16 protein-coding genes and 1 pseudogene are annotated in these 17,716 nt (G+C 65.8%); 8 read left to right on the forward strand and 9 right to left on the reverse strand.

The window, feature by feature from the left end:
• The first annotated feature begins 143 nt into the window (after positions 1–143).
• From BHK69_RS09795 to BHK69_RS09830, 8 genes and pseudogenes are all read left to right on the forward strand, one after another.
• A complete protein-coding gene (locus tag BHK69_RS09795) occupies positions 144–977 on the forward strand; it encodes an ABC transporter permease (protein WP_069689938.1) in 834 nt (277 codons plus the stop codon).
• Positions 974–1,789, forward strand: coding sequence for an ABC transporter permease (locus BHK69_RS09800; RefSeq protein ID WP_069689939.1), 816 nt, complete (start codon positions 974–976; stop codon positions 1,787–1,789). The genes BHK69_RS09795 and BHK69_RS09800 overlap by 4 nt, the downstream gene beginning before the upstream one ends.
• Positions 1,790–2,098: 309 nt before the next feature.
• Positions 2,099–2,686 (forward strand): amino acid synthesis family protein, encoded by a 588-nt coding sequence (locus BHK69_RS09805; protein WP_069689940.1) that lies wholly within the window; start codon positions 2,099–2,101, stop codon positions 2,684–2,686.
• Positions 2,679–4,451, forward strand: a complete 1,773-nt coding sequence (locus tag BHK69_RS33395; protein WP_069689941.1) for an alpha/beta fold hydrolase — start codon at positions 2,679–2,681, stop codon at positions 4,449–4,451. The genes BHK69_RS09805 and BHK69_RS33395 overlap by 8 nt, the downstream gene beginning before the upstream one ends.
• Positions 4,452–4,466: 15 nt before the next feature.
• Complete coding sequence (locus BHK69_RS09815; protein ID WP_069689942.1) at positions 4,467–5,504, forward strand: LLM class flavin-dependent oxidoreductase; 1,038 nt, start codon at positions 4,467–4,469, stop codon at positions 5,502–5,504.
• 18 nt (positions 5,505–5,522) lie between these two features.
• Positions 5,523–6,457: pseudogene (locus BHK69_RS09820) on the forward strand (aldehyde dehydrogenase family protein); the annotation flags it as partial.
• A 240-nt stretch (positions 6,458–6,697) separates the two neighbouring features.
• Complete coding sequence (locus BHK69_RS09825; RefSeq protein WP_069689943.1) at positions 6,698–7,498, forward strand: ABC transporter permease; 801 nt, start codon at positions 6,698–6,700, stop codon at positions 7,496–7,498.
• Entirely contained in the window at positions 7,495–8,580 is a 1,086-nt protein-coding gene (locus BHK69_RS09830) for an ABC transporter ATP-binding protein (protein ID WP_069689944.1), read from the forward strand. Before BHK69_RS09825 ends, BHK69_RS09830 begins: the two co-directional genes overlap by 4 nt.
• A 140-nt stretch (positions 8,581–8,720) precedes the next feature.
• On the opposite strand, the gene glnT is transcribed toward BHK69_RS09830, so the two are convergent.
• The 9 genes from glnT to BHK69_RS09875 all read right to left on the reverse strand — a co-directional run bounded on the left by glnT (position 8,721) and on the right by BHK69_RS09875 (position 17,506).
• Complete coding sequence (glnT, locus tag BHK69_RS09835) at positions 8,721–10,019, reverse strand: type III glutamate--ammonia ligase (protein ID WP_069689945.1); 1,299 nt, start codon at positions 10,017–10,019, stop codon at positions 8,721–8,723.
• A gap of 60 nt (positions 10,020–10,079) precedes the next feature.
• Positions 10,080–11,405: an FMN-binding glutamate synthase family protein gene (locus tag BHK69_RS09840; RefSeq protein ID WP_148663651.1), complete on the reverse strand. Its 1,326-nt coding sequence runs from the start codon at positions 11,403–11,405 to the stop codon at positions 10,080–10,082.
• 56 nt (positions 11,406–11,461) lie between these two features.
• A complete protein-coding gene (locus BHK69_RS09845; protein ID WP_069689946.1) occupies positions 11,462–12,151 on the reverse strand; it encodes a GltB/FmdC/FwdC-like GXGXG domain-containing protein in 690 nt (229 codons plus the stop codon).
• The gene (locus tag BHK69_RS09850) at positions 12,151–13,041 is read right to left on the reverse strand and encodes a class II glutamine amidotransferase (protein ID WP_069689947.1); all 891 of its coding nucleotides are present in this window, start codon (positions 13,039–13,041) and stop codon (positions 12,151–12,153) included. The genes BHK69_RS09845 and BHK69_RS09850 overlap by 1 nt, the downstream gene beginning before the upstream one ends.
• A gap of 76 nt (positions 13,042–13,117) precedes the next feature.
• Positions 13,118–13,771 (reverse strand): helix-turn-helix domain-containing protein, encoded by a 654-nt coding sequence (locus BHK69_RS09855; RefSeq protein ID WP_069689948.1) that lies wholly within the window; start codon positions 13,769–13,771, stop codon positions 13,118–13,120.
• Between the two features lie 148 nt (positions 13,772–13,919).
• Positions 13,920–15,098, reverse strand: coding sequence for an iron-containing alcohol dehydrogenase (locus tag BHK69_RS09860; protein WP_069689949.1), 1,179 nt, complete (start codon positions 15,096–15,098; stop codon positions 13,920–13,922).
• Positions 15,099–15,163: 65 nt separating this feature from the next.
• A complete protein-coding gene (locus BHK69_RS09865; protein WP_148663652.1) occupies positions 15,164–15,895 on the reverse strand; it encodes an amino acid ABC transporter ATP-binding protein in 732 nt (243 codons plus the stop codon).
• Between the two features lie 29 nt (positions 15,896–15,924).
• Entirely contained in the window at positions 15,925–16,620 is a 696-nt protein-coding gene (locus BHK69_RS09870) for an amino acid ABC transporter permease (RefSeq protein WP_083269228.1), read from the reverse strand.
• Between the two features lie 85 nt (positions 16,621–16,705).
• The gene (locus tag BHK69_RS09875) at positions 16,706–17,506 is read right to left on the reverse strand and encodes an ABC transporter substrate-binding protein (RefSeq protein WP_069693524.1); all 801 of its coding nucleotides are present in this window, start codon (positions 17,504–17,506) and stop codon (positions 16,706–16,708) included.
• Positions 17,507–17,716: the final 210 nt, after the last annotated feature.

A 17,716-nucleotide genomic window follows, 5' to 3' on the forward strand; every position in this document is an offset into this window, starting at 1 on the left:
CTTCTAGAGCATTGCGCGAAAAAGTGGGCACCGGTTTTTCGCAAGAGCAATGCTCTCAACTTTTAGAGCAGATCACGTCACATTCGGACGTTGCCGTCCGAATGTGACGTGATCTGCGTCGACGTCAACCAGGTTCGCCGCCCATGCTCTCTCAACGCCAACTGGCGCTGATCCTCGTCGCGCCCGGCCTTCTCCTGGTCGCCGCACTGTTCCTCTATCCGCTCGGCTTCTCGCTGATCTCGGCCTTCACCAAGCCGGACGGCTCGCTGACGCTAGACTGGTTCGCCAAGGCCTATGAGCTGTATTCGACCGACATCGTCTTCACGGTGGTGATCGTGCTGGCGTCCTGCGGGCTGACCGCGCTTGCTGCGATCGTCATCGCCGGCACGCTGACATTGGGTGAGAATCCCTGGATCGTCGGCACGCTCAAGGCGCTCTATCGCTGGCCGCTGTTCATCCCCTTCATCGTCGCGGCGCAGTGCATGCGCACCTTCCTCGCCAAGAACGGGCTGATGAACAACACCTTCGTCTCGCTCGGCTTGATGGAGCCGCTGAGCGCCGTGAGCTATCTCGACTGGCGCGGCATCATCGCGACCTTTGTCTGGAAGCAGACCCCCTTCGTCGCGCTGCTGCTCGCCGGCGCGCTTGCCTCGATCGACCGGGCGACGCTGGAGGCCGGCCGCAATCTCGGCGCCTCGCGTGTGCGCGTGCTCGTCGAACTGGCCCTGCCGCAGGTGATGCCGACCCTGCTCGTCGCGCTCGTGCTGTCCTTCGTGACGATGCTCTCGGTGCTCTCCGTGCCGATGATGGTCGCGGGCTCGCAGCCGACCATGCTGACGGTCGACATGGCCTTCCGCATCAATTCCTATGGCGACTACGCCACGGCGAATGCGCTTGGCGTCATCACCTATCTGATCAGTGCAGGCGCCGCGATCCTCTACCTCAAGCGCGGCCTGTCGAAGGAGGCGGCGCCATGATCCGCCTCGCCTCGGCCGCCCGGGCGACGCTGGCCGCCGCGCTGCTCGCCGCTTTCGCCTTCGTGCTGATCGGTCCGCTCGCAAACCTCGCGCTCTGGTCGGTCGCCGAGCGCTGGTACACGCCGTTCAAGCTGCCGGTGACCTATGGCACGCGCTATTGGGAGCAGGTCTTCCGCCCGACCGGCGACGCCATGGCCTCGCTCGGCACCTCGGTCTGGATCGCCGTGCTGACGGTCGTCGTCGCGCTCGCTCTGTCTATCCCGGCGGGCTATGCGCTGGCGCGCTTGAAGCTGCCGATGCGGGCGCTGTTCATGGTGATGTTCCTGCTGCCGCAGGCTTTTCCCTCGGTCGCGATCTACATCAACGTCGCGCGGGTGTTCTACCAGATCGGCATCAACGGCACGGTCTTCGCCGTCGTTCTCGTCCATGCCGCCCATGGCCTGGTCTATTCGGTCTGGATCGCGGCGGCGGCATTTGCTGCGGTCGACAAGGATCTCGAACTCGCCGCCCGCAATATCGGCGCCTCGCCCTTGCGCGCCTTCTTCACGGTGACGCTGCCCTTGGCCGCGCCCGGCATCATCGCCAGCGGCATCTTCGTCTTCCTGGAGTCGCTCGACGAGTTCACCGGCACCTTCTTCGTCGGCGTGCCGCAGGTCACGACGCTGCCGCTCCTGCTCTACAACGCGGCGATGGGCGGCAATTATCAGGTCGCCTCGATCACGGCGCTGATCCTGCTCGTTCCCTCCGTGCTGTTCATGCTGTTCATCGAGCGCTTCCTGCGCGCCGATGTGCTGGCCAAGGTGGGCGCCTGACGGCGCGGCCGTGAACGCTGCGCCCCGCGTCTAAGCGGGCGGCCTGCACACACTCACTCCGTCATCCCGGACAAGTCGCGTAAGCGACGCAGATCCGGGATCCATCGTAGGGGCCTAGCCCCCCGATGGATCCCGGCGCTGCGCGGAGCCTGTCCTTGGGCCGGCCGAAGGCCGGACCCGAGGGCTTCGGCCAGGATGACGGTGCGTTTCCCAGGGTAATGGATCCACCATCCAGACGCTCTTGACGAAACTATAATATGGCATACCATAATCTCATTCTCGAAGCGGATCGCTTGAGAGGAGAGGGAAGTGGGCTTGGAACTGCGCAAGATCGTCACCTTCACCGAGGACACCTTCATCGAGGGTGGCCGCGAGGCTGCCCGCCCGCTGCGCCTGTTCGCGGCGGCGGCGGTTCTGCGCAATCCCTGGGCGGGCCGCGGTTTCGTCGAGGATCTGAAGCCCGAGATCCATGCCGTCGCGCCGGTTCTGGGCGAGCGATTGACGGCCGAGATCCTGCGGATGACTGGCGACGGCGAGGCGGTCGAAGGTTATGGCAAGGCCGCGATCGTCGGCACCTCGGGCGAGATCGAGCATGCCTCGGCGCTGATCCACACGCTCCGCTTCGGCAACCATTTCCGCAAGGCCGTCGGTGCGAAGAGCTATCTGAGTTTCACCAATACGCGCGGCGGGCCGAACTGTCCGGTGGTCATCCCGCTGATGCACAAAGCCGATGAGGGCATGCGCTCGCATTACCTCACGATCCAGTTCGGCATTCTCGACGCGCCGGCTCCCGACGAGATCGTGGTGGCGCTCGGGGCGTCCATCGGCGGGCGGCCGCATCATCGCATCGGCGACCGCTACCAGGATCTCAAGGATCTGGGCGGCACGGATGTCTGAGCGGGGCGCGATCTCCTACCAGGACCGGACGGGAGCGCCCGCACGGGTGGCGTTCATCCGGCGCGGCAGGGGCGCGCCCGTCCTTCTCGTGCATGGCGTCGGCATGCAGGCCTCGGTCTGGGCGGACCAGATCGAGGAATTGTCGAAGCGCTACGACGTCGTCGCCGTCGACATGCTCGGCCATGGCGGCTCCAGCCTGCCGCCGGCGGATGCGCGGCTTTCCGACTATGCCGACGCGTTGCTCGCGCTGATAGACGGTCTCGGTCTCCGGAAGGTGCATCTCGTCGGCCATTCCATGGGCGCGCTCGTCTCGCTGGAGTTCGCTCTGTCGCATCCCTCGCGGCTGGCGAGCGTGACGGCGATGAACGCCACCTTCTGCCGCACGGCCGAGCAGCGCGAGGCGATCGCGCAGCGTCTCGCGGCGCTGGAGGATGCGGCTGCTCCCCCCGCCTGGGCTGCGACGATCACGCGCTGGTTCGGAGATCCCGTCCCGGCCTCGTGGAGCGGAGCGGCGGCGACGGTGCATGCGCTTCTCGATGCGGTCGATCCGGTCGGTTATGCGCGGACCTACCGGCTGTTTGCGACCTCGGACGCCGCCCATCGCGACCGTCTTGCCGGGCTTTCCGTGCCGGCGCTGTTCATCACCGGCGAAGGTGACCCCAACTCGACCCCCGAGATGTCCCTGGCGATGGCGCGGCTTGCGCCCGGCAGCCGGGCCGAGATCGTGCCCGACGAGCGCCATATGATGAGCCTGACCGCGCCCGGTGAGATCAGCCGGCGGCTGCTCGCCTTTTTCGCGCAGGCCGAGGCGGCGGCCTTCGACAAGGGTGCATTCCGCAAGGCGCTCGGCAGCTTCCTGACCGGCGTCACCGTGGTGGCGACGCTCCAGGAGGATGGCGAGCCGCGCGGCTTCACCGCCAACTCCTTCACCTCTGTCTCGCTCGATCCGCCGCTGGTCCTGGTCTGTATCGCCAAGACGGCGTCGAGCTGCCCGGTCTTCTCGAAAGCGGGCCATTTCTCGGTGAACATCCTGGCCGAGAGTCAGGCCGATATCTCCAACCTGTTCGCGACCAGGAGCGCCGACAAATTCGCCAGGACCGCCTGGCGCAAGGGGCCGGCAGGCAGTCCGATCCTGAACGACGTCGCAGCCTGGTTCGATTGCCGGCAGCATGAGCTGATCGAGGCCGGCGACCACGTCATCCTTATTGGCGAGGTGATGGGCTTCGATCATGAGCCGGCCAACCCGCTCGGCTATTGCCGTGGGGCGCATGTGGCGTTCGGCCTGTCGCTCGACAGCTTCTCCGCGAAGGGCGGCCGGATGCGCGTCGGCGCGATCCTGGAGCATGAGCGCGCGATCCTGTTCGTCGCAGGCGAGGGCGGGCGGCTCGACCTGCCCGAGGGCGCTTCGCTCGGCGCGGGCGGCGATTCGGCGAGCCTGTCGGGGCGCATGAACCATCTTGGCGTCAAGGCCGATCTCGGCTTCCTCTTCGCCGTGTTCGAGGATCGCGAGGCGCCGGGCGCGACCTCGATCTATTATCGCGGCAGGCTTCTGGAGGTGCCGGAGCCGTCGGGAGCGGTGCGTCTCGTACCGTTCGACGAGATTCAGTGGGAGCGGCTCCGTGACGAGGCGATCCGCTCGATGCTGCGCCGCTATGTCCGCGAGCGCAGCGAGGACAGCTTCGGCGTCTATGTCGGCGACACCGAGAGCGGCACGGTCCAGACGCTGACAAAATCACCTACCAAGCCGTTGGCGCAATCGGTCTAGACGAAAGGCGGCGCGATGAAATTCTCCCTCTTCGTCCATATGGAGCGCGCCGACCCGGCCAAGTCGCATCGCGAACTCTTCGAGGAGCTGGAGGAGCTCGTCCTGATCTGCGAGGCGGCCGGTTTCGAGACGGCCTGGATCGGCGAGCATCACGGGATGGAGTTCACCATCGCGCCGAATCCCTTCGTCCAGCTCGCCTATCTCGCGGCGAAGACGACGCGAATCCGGCTCGGAACCGGCAATGTGGTGGCGCCGTTCTGGCACCCGATCAAGCTCGCGGGCGAGGCGGCGCTGACCGATGTCGCGACGAATGGGCGTCTCGATCTCGGCATTGCGCGCGGGGCCTATTCCTTCGAATACGAGCGCCTTGTGCCTGGCCTGGATGCCTGGGGCGCGGGCCAGCGCATGCGCGAACTCGTGCCGGCGGTGAAGAAGCTGTGGGCGGGCGACTATGCCCATCAGGGCGAGTTCTGGTCCTTCCCCGAGACGACCTCCTCGCCCAAGCCGGTGCAGGCGGAACTGCCGGTCTGGATCGCGGCGCGCGACCCCAACAGCCATGATTTCGCAGTCGTGAATGGCTGCAACGTCCAGGTGACGCCGCTCGCCGCGGGCGATGGCGAGGTGGCGAGCCTGATGGAGCGCTTCGAGACCGCCGTCGCGAACCATCCCGAGGTCAAGCGCCCGAAGATCATGCTGCTGCAGCACACTTTCGTCTCCGACAGCCCGACCGAGACCGAGGAATTGTCGCAAGCGCTGAGCGATTTCTACGGCCTGTTCGGCGCCTGGTTCCAGAACAAGCGCCCGATCCGGCAAGGCATCATGGCGCCGCTCGATGCCGAGGAGCGCGCGGTGATGCTGCCCGCCTATCGGCCGGAGGCTGTCGCCCAGAACCTCGTCATCGGCGAGCCCGACGCCGTGATCGCGCGATTGAAGGGCTATGAGGCGCTCGGCTTCGACCAGTTCTCGATCTGGATCGACAGCGGCCTGCCGCATGCGCGCAAGAAGAAGTCGCTCGATCTCTTCATCCGGCATGTCCTGCCGGCCTTTCTCTGACGGAGGGCGTCGATGACCTTGCCGCGGTTCCAGCTCTATATCGACGGCGCCTTCGTCGACGCGGCGGAGACCTTTGAGAGCCTCGACCCGGCGACTGGCGCGGCCTGGGCGCTGATGCCGGCGGCGGGGAAGCCGAGATCAACCGCGCCGTCGAGGCGGCGGACCGCGCCTTCCATGACCCGGCCTGGGCCGGGCTGACCGCGACCCAGCGCGGCAAGCTGCTGATCAAGCTCGGCGATCTCGTCGCCCAACATGCCGGCCGCCTGGCCGAGCTGGAGACGCGCGACACCGGCAAGATCATTCGCGAGACGCGGGCGCAGATCGGCTACGTCGCCGATTACTACCGCTATTTCGGTGGCCTTGCCGACAAGATCGAAGGTGCGCATCTGCCGATCGACAAGCCGGACATGGAGGTCTTCCTGCGCCGCGAGCCGATCGGCGTCGTTGCCGCCATCGTGCCGTGGAACTCGCAGCTCTTCCTGTCCGCCGTGAAGCTCGGGCCCGCGCTCGCCGCCGGCTGCACCGTCGTGCTGAAGGCCTCGGAGGACGGGCCGGCGCCGCTGCTCGAATTCGCGCGACTGGTCGATGCCGCGGGCTTTCCCAGGGGTGTCGTCAATATCGTCACCGGCTTCGGCGAGCCCGCCGGGCGCGCCCTGACGAGCCACCCGAAAGTGGCGCGCGTCGCCTTTACCGGCGGGCCGGCGACGGCACGCCAGGTGGTGCGCAACACCGCAGAGAACCTGGCGCATGTGACACTGGAGCTCGGCGGCAAATCGCCCGTCCTGGTCTTCGCGGATGCTGATCTCGACAGCGTCTCCAACGCCATCATCGCCGGCATCTTCGCGGCGACCGGCCAGAGCTGCGTCGCCGGGTCCCGGCTCTATGTCGAGCGCCCGGTGCATGACCGCCTGGTCGCCATCCTCACCGAGAAGGCGCCGCTCGTCGCATCGGGCGTCGCTGCGGGCGTGCTCATGGTGTTCGTCATGTCGCTCGGCTACTTCGTCACGCCCGCGCTGCTCGGCGGAACCTCCAACATGATGCTGGCCGAGCTGATCGCGCAGTTGGTGCAGTCGCTGCTCAACTGGGGGCTGGCGGGGGCGGCGGCCCTCGTCCTGCTCGTGGTGACGCTCGCCATCTATGCGGTGCAGTTCCGCTATTTCGGCTTCGGCGGCAGCCGGGAGGCGAGGTAGGCCATGCTGCTGGATTTCGATCGTCTCGGCTGGCTGCGCCATGCCCTTTGCCTTGTCGCCGTGCTTGTCGGCTTGTTCCTGCTCCTGCCGATCCTGCTGATCGTCGCTTTGTCCTTCGGCTCCTCGCAATGGCTGCAATTCCCGCCGCCGGCCTGGACGCTGAAATGGTATGGTCAGCTCTTCGCCGACCCGGAATGGCTGACTTCCTTCTTCGTCAGTCTCAGGATCGCGCTGACCGTCATGGTGCTGTCGACCGTCATCGGGCTGATGGCGTCGTTCGGGCTGACACGCGGGCGCTTCCCGGGGCGCGAACTGGTCCGCGCCTTGTTCCTGACGCCGATGGTTTTGCCGGTCGTGGTGCTGGCAGTGGCGCTTTATGCGCTGTTCCTGCGGATCCAGCTCAACGGCACCTTCATCGGCTTCGTCATCGCCCATCTGGTGGTGGCGCTGCCATTTGCCATCATTTCGATCTGCAATGCGCTGGAGCGCTTCGATACAGCGATCGAGGAAGCCGCGATCATCTGCGGCGCGAGCCCGCTGGAGGCCAAGCTCAGGGTGACGATCCCTTCGATCCAGCTTGGTGTGTTCGGCGCGGCGATCTTCTCGTTCCTGGCGTCTTGGGACGAGGTCGTCATCGCCATCTTCATGGCGAGCCCCGACCTCCAGACCTTGCCCGTACGAATCTTCTCGACGCTGCGGCAGGATCTCTCGCCGGTCATCGCCGCCGTATCCTCGATCCTCGTCGGCTTCACCGCCGTGCTGATGCTGCTCGCCGCCTTCCTGCGCAAGGACAAACCCTCATGACGACACCCTTCCTGTCCATCAGGGGCGTCGCCAAGCGCTATGGCGCGGTCGCCGCGGTGGAGGATGTTTCGCTGGATATCGCGGAGGGCGAGTTCGTGACGTTCCTGGGCCCGTCCGGTTCCGGCAAGAGCACGACGCTCTATGTCATCGCCGGGTTCCAGGAGCCCTCAGCCGGCGATGTGCTGCTGCGCGGAAGCTCGCTGCTGCGGGTGCCGTCGAACAAGCGCAATATCGGCATGGTCTTCCAGCGCTATACGCTGTTTCCGCATCTGAGCATCGCCGACAACATCGCCTTTCCGCTCAAGGTCCGGCGTCGCTCGAAGGCGGAGATCGATGCGCGGGTTCAGGCCATGCTCAGGCTCGTGCGGCTGGAGCGCTATGCGGAGCGCATGCCGGCGCAGCTTTCGGGCGGCCAGCAGCAGCGCGTGGCCCTGGCCCGCGCCCTGGCCTATGACCCGCCATTGCTCCTGATGGACGAGCCGCTGTCGGCGCTCGACAAGAAATTGAAGGAAGAGATCCAGTTCGAGATCAAGCGCATCCATAACGAGACCGGGGTGACGATCCTCTATGTCACGCATGACCAGGAGGAGGCGTTGCGCCTGTCCGACCGCGTCGCCTTGTTCAACAATGGCCGGATCGAGCAGGTCGGGTCCGGCCGCGACCTTTACGATGCACCCGCCACGCATTTCGTCGCTGGCTTCATCGGCAACTCCAACTTCCTGCCGGCTAAGGTCGCGTTCGCGAGCGGTGCCGCCTTCGAGGCGGTTCTGCCGGATGGCTCGCGGCTTCCGGGCGTTGCCGGCGCCGGTTTCAAGGCCGGGGACGATGTCGCGATCATGGTCCGGCCGGAGCGCCTCACGATCACCCGGGGCGACGACATGGCGGCAGGGCTGGTCCCAGCCACCGTCACCGCGACGACCTTCCTCGGTGATGTCGTGCATGTCCTGACGCGCACGAGCTGGGGCGGCGAGGTCTCGATCCGCTTGCCCTGCGACGGTTTCAAGGGCCAGCCGCCGCAAACCGCGGACCAGGTCCGTCTTGGCTGGCCGGCGGGAGCCGCCCGCATCTACAGCGCACCCTGAGAGAGTGGGGAAACCGGTTGGATGGCGGCGGGCCGCCAACGTCATTGCGAGCGCAGCGAAGCAATCCAGAGCCGTCGAGCGAGCCCTCCTGGATTGCTTCGCTGCGCTCGCAATGACGAGAAGGCTCCGCTCCAGCGCCCTCAGCAATCGAGCGTCACGTCACGCTCCCACTGGGTGAGATGGCGTGCGTAATCGTTCCATTCCTGATGCTTGAGCTTGAGATAGGCGGGAACGAACGCGCCAAGCCCCTCCTTCAGGACCTCCGAGGCTTCGAGCGCGCGCAGCGCGTCGAGCATGTTGAGCGGCAGCTTCTTGACGCCCTCGACCAGGTGGCCGTCCGTGTACATGTTGATGTCGAGGCGCTTGCCGGGATCGCGCTTGTTGCGGATGCCGTCGAGGCCGGCGGCGACGATGCCGGCTTGCAGGAGATAGGGGTTGGCTGCGCCGTCGGGCAGCCGCAATTCGAACCGCCCACCCTCGGGTATGCGGATCATATGGGTGCGGTTGTTGCCGGAATAGGTCACGGTGTTGGGCGACCAGGTCGCGCCGGAGGTTGTGCGCGGCGCATTGATGCGCTTGTAGGAGTTCACCGTCGGGTTGAACAAGGCGCAGAGCGCGTCGGCTGAATGGATCACGCCGCCGATGAAGTGATAGCCGAGCTGCGAGACGCCGAGCTCGCCGGCCTCATCCTCGAACAGGTTGCGCTCGCCGTTCCAGACCGAGACATGGGCGTGGCAGCCGCTGCCGGTCAGGTTCAGGAACGGCTTCGGCATGAAGGTCGCCCGCAGGCCATGCTTCTCGGCGATCGATTTCGCCATGTATTTGAAGAAGGAATGGCGGTCGGCGGTGACGAGCACGTCGCCGAAATTCCAGTTCATCTCGAACTGGCCGTTCGCGTCCTCATGGTCGTTTTGATAGGGCTTCCAGCCGAGCGCCAGCATCGCGTCGCAGAGTTCGGCGATGACGTCGTATTGGCGCATCAGGGCCGACTGGTCGTAGCAGGGTTTTGTCTGCCTGTCGGCGCTGTCGCAGACCTCGAGGCCGTCGGGCGTGGTCAGGAAGAACTCGCATTCGACGCCGGTCTTCATCGTATAGCCCTGGGCGGCGGCGTCCTTGACCAGGCGCTTGAGCAGGTTGCGCGGGGCTTGCGCGACCTCCTTGCCGTTCATCCACAGATCGGCCGCAAGCCAGCCGACCTCCGGCTTCCAGGGCAGCTGGATCAGGCTGTCAGGGTCGGGCACGGCAAAGAGATCGGGGTCGGCCGGCGTCATGTCGAGCCAGGTCGCGAAACCGGCGAAGCCGGCGCCGCTCCTCGCCATGCCGTTGATGGCGCTGGCGGGAACCAGTTTTGCGCGCTGGACGCCGAACAGATCGGTGTAGGAGATCAAGAAATACTTGATGCCGCGCTCCTTGGCGGCGGCCGCGAGATCGACGGTCATTCAATTCCCCATTCTTCAAACGATAAGGGCCGCCTCGTTGGACGGCCCCGTCTGTGGCTTTCAGAACCCGGCGCTACCGGGAATCCAGTTGGTGCCGGCCAGCGGCACGCGCGCCATGGCGGCCGCTTCCACGGTCAGCGCCACGAGATCCTCCGGCTCCAGATTATGGACATGGCTCTTGCCGCAGGCGCGCGCGATGGTCTGCGTTTCCAACGCCAGGACGGAGAGGTAATTCGCCAATCTGCGCCCGGCCTTGACCGGGTCGAGACGTGCGGCGAGCTCGGGATCCTGCGTCGTGATGCCGGCGGGATCGCGCCCCTCATGCCAGTCGTCATAAGCGCCGGCCGTGGTGCCGAGCTTGGCGTATTCCGCCTCCAGCCGCGGGTCGTTGTCGCCGAGCGCGATCAGTGCCGCGGTGCCGATCGCGACCGCATCCGCGCCGAGCGCCAGCGCCTTGGCGACGTCGGCGCCGGTCCTGATGCCGCCGGAGACGATGAGTTGGACCTTGCGATGCATGCCGAGATCCTGCAGCGCCTGCACGGCCGGGCGGATGGCGGCCAGGATCGGCAGGCCGACATTCTCGATGAAGACCTCCTGCGTCGCTGCCGTGCCACCCTGCATGCCGTCGAGCACCACGACATCGGCGCCGGACTTTACGGCGAGTGCGGTGTCGTAATAGGGCCGGCTCGCGCCGACCTTCACATAGATCGGCTTCTCCCAATCGGTGATCTCGCGCAGCTCCTCGATCTTGATCTCGAGATCGTCGGGGCCGGTCCAGTCCGGGTGGCGGCAGGCCGAGCGCTGGTCGATGCCTTCCGGCAGGTTGCGCATCCTGGCGACGCGCGGGGAAATCTTCTGGCCGAGCAGCATGCCGCCGCCGCCCGGCTTCGCGCCCTGGCCGATCACGATCTCGATCGCGTCGGCCTTGCGCAGATCGTCCGGGTTCATGCCGTAGCGCGAGGGCAGGTACTGGTAGATCAGCGTCTGCGAATGGCCACGCTCCTCCGGTGTCATGCCGCCATCGCCCGTCGTCGTCGAGGTGCCGACGATCGTCGCGCCGCGCCCGAGCGCTTCCTTGGCCGGTCCCGACAAGGCGCCGAAGCTCATTCCGGCGATCGTGATCGGGATCTTGAGATGGATCGGCTTCTTGGCGAAGCGCGCGCCGAGCACGACATCGGTGCCGCATTTCTCGCGATAGCCTTCGAGCGGGTAGCGCGAGATCGAGGCGCCCAGGAACAGCAGGTCGTCGAAATGCGGCAGCTTGCGCTTCGCCCCGCCGCCGCGAATGTCGTAGATGCCGGTCGCGGCGGCGCGCTGGATTTCCGAGATCGTATGCGGGTCGAAGGTCGCGGAGAAGCGCGGCGTGGTCTGCGCGGTCGCCGGCATGTCGAGATGCGGTGCAGCCGGCATGGGCTTGAGTGACGCGGTCATGGGGTGCTCGCTCAATACGCCGAGGCGTTGTCGACGTGGAAATGGTAGAGGGTGCGGGCGGAGCCGTAGAGCTTGAACTCGTCCGGCGAGACGTCGTCGCTGAGGCCTGCGCGCGCGATGACGCCGGCCAGCGCGGTGCGGTCGGCGGCCTCCATCGGCTTCTCCACGCAATCGGCGCCGAGGCTCCTGACCGTGCCGCGCACGAAGAGCCTGGCCTCGTAGATGGAATCGCCCAGCGCCTCGCCGGCATCGCCGAGCACCACGAGATTGCCCTCTTGCGCCATGAAGGCGCTCATCGGGCCGATCGACCCCTTCACGACGATGTCGATGCCCTTCATCGAGATGCCGCAGCGGGCCGATGCGTCACCCTCGATGACGAGAAGGCCGCCCCGGCCGGTGGCGCCGGCCGCCTGGCTGGCGTCGCCCTTGATGCGGATTTCGCCCGACATCATGTTCTCGCCGACGCCGACCCCGGCATTGCCGGCGACCACGATCGTGGCCTCCTTGTTCATGCCGCCGCAATAATAGCCGACATGCCCCTCGATCTCGACGATCACCGGCGCGTCGAGCCCGACCGCCAGAGCGTGCTTGCCGCCGGGGTTCTTGATCGTCCAATGCGTTTCATTGGTGTTCTGGGGCAGTTTGTGCAGCTCCGCGTTCAGCGAGCGCAGCGGAACCGTTGCGAGGTCGACGACAGGCATCAGGCGCGCTCCCAGGCGTAGACCTTGGCTGGTTCGGGTTCGAAGATATGGGCGCTTTCGATGCCGGGCAGGCCGGAAAGCGCGCGGTATTCCGAGCCGAAGGCGACATAGTCTTTGGTCTCCGCCATCACCGCCGGCTTGCAGGAGACGGGGTCGCGCAGCACGGCAAAGCCGTTCTCGGTGCCGACCACGAAGGTGTAGAAACCGTCCAGCGCCTTCAGGCTGTTCTCCAGCGCCTCGCGCAGCGAAGCACCCTCGCGCATGCGCCAGGTAAGGTAGCCCGCGGCGACCTCGCTGTCGTTCTCGGTCTCGAAGGACAAGCCCTCGCGCGTCAGCTCGCGCCGCACTGAGTTGTGGTTCGAGAGCGAGCCGTTATGGACGAGGCACTGGTCCCGCCCGGTCGAGAAGGGATGGGCGCCCTTCGTGGTCACGGCGGATTCTGTTGCCATGCGGGTATGGCCGATGCCGTGGGTGCCGGACATGCCGGAGAGGCCGAACTGCTCCGCGACCCGGATGGGAAGCCCGACTTCCTTGAAGATCTCCATGCGCTTGCCGGCCCCGACGAGGCGCAGGCCGGCAGCCGTCGCGAAGGCGCGCGCCGTCTCTTCGTCGGCGCGCCGGACCGAGACGATGAGATGGTTGGAGCGGATCGTCCGTTCCGCGGGATAGCCGAGATGGGCATCGAGCGCGCCGGCAACACGCTCCAAGGCGGCAGGGTCGGAATGGCTGAGCGTCAGCTTGACGAGGTCGGCCTTGTCCGAGCCGTAGATGGCGAAGCCCGCGCTGTCGGGCCCGCGATCGCTCATCGTCTCAAGCATGCCCGAGAGGAGCCGGCCTAGATCTTGCTCAAGCTCCGGAGCCTTGATGAATAAGCCGACGATCCCGCACATGTGACCCTCCCGTCATGGCGAGAGTCCTAGCATGGGTGCTTATCCTGTCAAGAAACAAAAGTTCTTATCAGGAAATCTAAAGCGCCTGGCGCGGATAGACGATGATTGACAGATAGGTCATCGGCAATTGCACGAACTCCTCCGGCCCATGCAGCGCGCCCGAGTCGAACAGCAGCGCATCGCCCGGCTTCAAGCGATAGCGTCCCTCGGCGTGCCGGTAGACCACCTCGCCGCTGAGCATGTAGATGAACTCGACGCCGGCATGCTGGAAGCCGGTGAAGGGCGAGGCGTCCTCGCGCAGCGTGATGAGATAGGGTTCGACTACCACGTCGCCGCCAAGGGCATGGCCCAGGAGCTCATAGACATGCCCGGCCTTGGTGCCGCGCCGCTCGATGTTGACACCCTTGCCGGCCGGCACATAGGAGCAGTCGCTCTTCTCCTCGAAGGCGGCAAAAAGCGTGCTGATCGGTACGTTGACGCTGGCGGCGATGGCCGCGATCGTGCTGAGCGACGGCGAGATCTGCCCGTTCTCGATCTTCGACAGCATGCCGGCCGAGATCCCGGCCGCCGCCGCGAGATCGGCAACCGACAAATCATGCGAGCGCCGGATCGCGCGGATCTGACGGCCGAGCGCGATCTCCAGTGTTTTGCGTGTCTCCCCCGGCGCTCCCGAGCCGGTCGAACTGTCCTGGACGCTCAACGACAGCACCATCCCCTGCCAACCGCGCATCGTCGCGCTCGCCTGCAGACAGCAGGATCGGCCGGGGCGAGTCAACCGCCGCCAACGCGAGCGAAACGCACCGCGAGATCGGCTTTCGCCGATGGTGGAGCGTCGGGCGGGAGCGGGCTGCATCGAGAGGGGGATAGCGACCGTCATTCTAAAAGACCGGAACCCGGCCATCCCAGGCATTCCGGTAAAGCGCGATGATGTCATCGGTATCCGGGACGCGCGGATTGTTCTGCGGCGTCCCGGAGCTGAGCGCCTGCCGCGCCATCTCCGGCAGCAGCGCCTTGTAGCGCTCCCCGTCGATGCCGAAGCTTTGCGGCGTCGGAACCTTGAGCCGCGCATTCAGCCCGATGAAGCCTTGGACGAGCACGCGGCCGGCGTGCTCGTCGCTGTCACTCGCGCTCGCCCAGCCGAGCGCCCGCGCCGCGGCTGCGTATTGTCGCGGTGCCGCCGACAAGGAATAGGCGGTGACGAGCGGCAGCAGCATGGCGTTCGACAGGCCGTGCGGCACATGGAACAACGCTCCGATCGGGCGGCTGAGGCCATGGATCAGCGCCGTCGAGGTGTTGGAGACGGCAAGCCCCGCATGGGTCGCTCCGAGCATCATGGCCTCGCGGGCGGCGCGGTTGCCTGGCTCGCTTGCCGCCGTTTCGAGATGGGCGCCGATCAGCGCCAGCGCCGAGGATGCGAGCGCGTCGGCATGGGCGTTGCGGTTGCGGTTGATGATCGCTTCCAAAGCATGCGTCAGCGCATCGAGCCCGGTGTCGACCGTGACGCGGAACGGGCAGCTCAGGGTCAACTCGAAATCGACGATTGCGGCGGCCGGCAAGGCGGCTGTTCCCAGGATCAGCATCTTCTCGTGTCGCTGCGTGTCGGTGATCACACAGGCCCGCGTCACCTCGCTGCCTGTCCCAGCCGTCGTCGGAACCGCGATGAAGGGCATCACGCTCAGGTCGACGATGCGCGGAACTTTCAGGGCGTGGACCGCTTCCCCGGTGCTGGCAACGATGGCCGCGGCCTTGCCCGTGTCGATGGCGCTGCCGCCGCCGAAGCCGATGACGCTGTCGCGGTTGCTGCTGCGTATCTGTTCCACGGCGAGATCGACCGTGGCGTCGGTGGGATCCTCGATGACCTCCGCGAAGATATCGAGATCGATCCCGTCAGCGCGCATGGCGGCGATCGCCGGCTCGGCCAGCCCCAGCTTGAGGACGCCGGGGTCGATGACGAGCAAGGGCCGCGAGACGCTAAGGCGCTGCAGCAGGGCGGGAAGCTGCCCGATCGATCCGCCGCCGACGATGAGTTCGCGAGGGGTGAGGATGCGGTTGATCATCTGCGCCTCGCCATCCCGTCGACAGGGATGCTCAATGGGGAAGGATGCTCAATGGGCAAGCATGCTCAATGGGGAAGGATCTTCGACAGGAACTGTTTCGCGCGCTCGCTTTCGGGGGCGGCGAAGAACTGTTCCGTGTCGCTGTTCTCGACGATCTCGCCGCGATCCATGAAGACGACCCTGTCGGCGACCTTGCGGGCGAACCCCATTTCATGAGTGACGACCATCATCGTCATGCCCTCCTGGGCGAGCCCGACCATGACGTCGAGAACCTCGTTGATCATCTCCGGATCGAGCGCGGAGGTCGGCTCGTCGAACAGCATCGCGATCGGGTCCATGGCGAGCGCACGCGCGATGGCGACGCGCTGCTGCTGGCCGCCCGAGAGCTGGATCGGGTATTTCCGCGCATGGTCGGTCAGCCCGACCCGTTCGAGCAGGGAGAGCGCCTTCTCCCTGGCCTCGGAGGGGGAGCGTCCGAGCACCTTCTCCTGCCCGATGCAGAGGTTTTCCATCACCGTCATATGCGGGAACAGCTCGAAATGCTGGAAGACCATGCCCACCCGCGCCCGCAGCTTGGGCATGTCGGTGTCGGGATCGGTCGCCTTCACGCCATCAATCAGGATGTCGCCATCCCTGACGCTCTCCAGCCCGTTGACGCATTTGATCAGGGTCGATTTGCCGGAGCCGGAGGGGCCGCAGACCACGACGACCTCTCCCTTCCCAACCGCCAGGCTGCAATTCTTCAGGACGTGGAAGCTGTCGCCATACCATTTGTTGACGGCGCGGACTTCGATCATGGCGTTCGTTTGCTGCATGACTGGGGGGCTCATCGCTGCTCGGTCACGGTGGCCTGCACGTCGAAGGCCCGGCCGAGACGCTTTTCGATCCGGCGCTGGATGAACTCCCAGGCCGTGGTCATCACGAGGTAGTAGAGCGCCGCGACGATGAAGAGCTCGAGCACCAGGAATTTCTCCTGGATCAGCACCTGCGTGCGGCGCAGCAGCTCTTCCATGGAAATGATCGAGGCGATCGAGGTGGTCTTGAGGATGCCGTTCACCGAATTGCCCAGGGGCGGGATGATGATCCGGAAGGCTTGCGGCGCCACGACATAGCGCATCACCTGGAACTCGCGCATGCCGATGGCGCGCGCCGCATTGACCTGCCCGCGCGGCACCGCCGAGATGCCGGCGCGCACGATCTCGGAGAGATAGGCGGCCTCGTTGAGGGTCAGGCCGATCAGCGTGGATTCGAGCACCGAGAAGCGGATGCCGAGCTGCGGCAGGCCGGTATAGATGATGATGAGCTGCACCAGCAGCGGCGTGCCGCGCATGATCCAGGTGTAGAAATAGGCGGGAACGGACAGGATCTTGTGCTTCGACATGCGCATCAGCGCGACGACGAAACCCAGGATCAATCCGAACACCATCGAGAAGACCGTCAGGCCGAGCGTTATCAGCGCGCCTTCGAGCATGTATTCGTTCGTCAGATATTCGAAGAAACCGCCCCAGTTCCAGCCTTTCACGCAGATCTCCCGGCAGATGGTCGAAATCGGACATCGGACACCCGGGCATGCGCCAGGGCAGGGGGATATGGCTCGCGGCGAGGGCCTAGCTGTCGCGCCCCAGCACGCGGACGCCGCCTTCGATCTGGCCGACGCCGTAGTTGGACATCAGCTTGGCCAGCGAGCCGTCGGCCTCCATCTCCTTCAGCGCCTGGGCCACAGCATCGGCGATGGCCTTCTGCCCGAAGGAGAGTGAGCCCGGGGTCGGGAACATGCCGCTCAGCGCATGGGTGAACTCGCCACGCTCCTGATATTGCTTGGCGACGGGGTCGATCGAGACCGCCGCATCGACCTGCCCGGCGCGCAGGGCCTGATAGACCGTGGCGTAGTTGTCGAAGAGATTGATGGTCATCTCGGTGAGCCCGCGCGATTTGAACTCCTTGTTCAGGTCGCGGATCTTGCGTTCGGCATAGCCGCCGAGATCGGTGCTGACCCGCTTGCCGGCGAGGTCGTCGACCGCCGTGATCGGCTTGCCCGCCTGGGTCGGTGTCGAGATGCTGATCGCGAGGTTCTCATAGGGGATCATGTAGAGAATCTTCAGGCGCTCGGGCGTGACAAAGAGGCCGGCATTGATCATGTCCCAGCGCCCGCCCTGCAGGCCCGGCACCATCGCGGCATATTCCGTGCTGATATAATCCGGCGTCAGGCACAGACGCTTGGCGATCTCGTATCCGAGCTCGATCCGCATGCCCTTCAGCACGCCCTTCTGATCCGCATAGGCCATCGGCGGCAAGGTCGGGCTGGTGGCCATGACGAAATGTCCGGGCTTGGTCAGGAGATTTCCGGCGATCTTCGGCGTGCAGCCTTGCGCCTGGGCCTGTGCGGCTGGGAGGGCGACCAGCGCCATCAGCCCCGCAAGCCCGATCGCGCGGATCGCTTTGCGAGGATTGCGTCCGCAAGGCACGGCAAATCTCCGGAAAGCCATTTGTCGCTCCATCTTCAAGCTGGTATTCTATATTATGGCATACCAAACTTGACGCCACAATCTGGCTGCCCAGGGAAAAATCAGGCAGGGCCATGCCCATAAATCAGGCGAGGGAGCGCAGGCGAATGGGCT

Source organism: Bosea vaviloviae, from assembly GCF_001741865.1.
GTDB classification, from domain to species: Bacteria; Pseudomonadota; Alphaproteobacteria; order Rhizobiales; family Beijerinckiaceae; genus Allobosea; species Allobosea vaviloviae.

Bases quoted from the DNA above. Each gene is read 5' to 3' on its own strand.
- BHK69_RS09795 (WP_069689938.1), top strand. From the start codon at position 144: ATGCTCTCTCAACGCCAACTGGCGCTGATCCTCGTCGCGCCCGGCCTT.
- BHK69_RS09800 (WP_069689939.1), top strand. From the start codon at position 974: ATGATCCGCCTCGCCTCGGCCGCCCGGGCGACGCTGGCCGCCGCGCTG.
- BHK69_RS33395 (WP_069689941.1), top strand. From the start codon at position 2,679: ATGTCTGAGCGGGGCGCGATCTCCTACCAGGACCGGACGGGAGCGCCC.
- BHK69_RS09815 (WP_069689942.1), top strand. From the start codon at position 4,467: ATGAAATTCTCCCTCTTCGTCCATATGGAGCGCGCCGACCCGGCCAAG.
- BHK69_RS09825 (WP_069689943.1), top strand. From the start codon at position 6,698: ATGCTGCTGGATTTCGATCGTCTCGGCTGGCTGCGCCATGCCCTTTGC.
- BHK69_RS09830 (WP_069689944.1), top strand. From the start codon at position 7,495: ATGACGACACCCTTCCTGTCCATCAGGGGCGTCGCCAAGCGCTATGGC.
- glnT (WP_069689945.1), bottom strand. From the start codon at position 10,019: ATGACCGTCGATCTCGCGGCCGCCGCCAAGGAGCGCGGCATCAAGTAT.
- BHK69_RS09840 (WP_148663651.1), bottom strand. From the start codon at position 11,405: ATGCCGGCGACCGCGCAGACCACGCCGCGCTTCTCCGCGACCTTCGAC.
- BHK69_RS09845 (WP_069689946.1), bottom strand. From the start codon at position 12,151: ATGCCTGTCGTCGACCTCGCAACGGTTCCGCTGCGCTCGCTGAACGCG.
- BHK69_RS09850 (WP_069689947.1), bottom strand. From the start codon at position 13,041: ATGTGCGGGATCGTCGGCTTATTCATCAAGGCTCCGGAGCTTGAGCAA.
- BHK69_RS09855 (WP_069689948.1), bottom strand. From the start codon at position 13,771: ATGCGCGGTTGGCAGGGGATGGTGCTGTCGTTGAGCGTCCAGGACAGT.
- BHK69_RS09860 (WP_069689949.1), bottom strand. From the start codon at position 15,098: ATGATCAACCGCATCCTCACCCCTCGCGAACTCATCGTCGGCGGCGGA.
- BHK69_RS09865 (WP_148663652.1), bottom strand. From the start codon at position 15,895: ATGATCGAAGTCCGCGCCGTCAACAAATGGTATGGCGACAGCTTCCAC.
- BHK69_RS09875 (WP_069693524.1), bottom strand. From the start codon at position 17,506: ATGGCGCTGGTCGCCCTCCCAGCCGCACAGGCCCAGGCGCAAGGCTGC.